The organism is Bradyrhizobium sp. P2_E8 (assembly GCF_056403875.1).
Genome location: NZ_JBFUES010001910.1, coordinates 1 through 546, shown reverse-complemented (window position 1 = coordinate 546; position 546 = coordinate 1). Strand labels below are relative to the sequence as shown.

At 65.2% G+C, this 546-nt stretch carries 1 protein-coding gene; it reads left to right on the top strand.

What is annotated here, in order from left to right; genetic code table 11:
* Window positions 1–443 (top strand): Hpt domain-containing protein (locus AC1D00_RS44650; RefSeq protein ID WP_477015152.1); only part of this gene is annotated, 443 nt, incomplete at its 5' end.
* Between the last annotated feature and the right edge of the window lie 103 nt (window positions 444–546).

The following is a 546-nucleotide window of genomic DNA, read 5'->3' as shown; positions in this document are numbered from 1 at the left end:
AGCCAATCCTGATCAATGCGCTGCGCGAGGCGATCGAGGACGATCCCTGGGACGCGCCGGCAGCACCGCAACTTGCCGCAGACGGATTGATCGACCGGCACTTCCTCGACGATCAGCGGGAGCTGCTCGGGCCTGCGCAAATCGAAAAGCTCCGCCATCTGCTGGGCGAGACCAGCGCAAGATTGATCGACGACGTCGCCAAGGCTGCGGCGGCCAGCGATCACGCGCAGCTCGCACGATCTGCGCACCAGCTCGGCAGCGCGGCGAGCGCGCTCGGGCTCGTCCGCCTGTTCGATCGCTGCCGCGACGTCGAGCTGGCGGCGCCCGCGATGTCATCGCCTGAGTACCAAAATGCTGCGCGCGAACTCGCCGAGCTTCAGCAGGCGTCGATGCGCGCGCTGGACGATCTGCTTCAGCCCGCCGAACAAGGTTCGGTCAGCTAGATTTGCCCAGATGGAGATCTTCGAACTTTGCCCGGCCGGCGATGTGCTTCCGGCCGGACCAACGCGCCAAAGGGATCAACTCCTTTGGTGTACAGCTGTCACG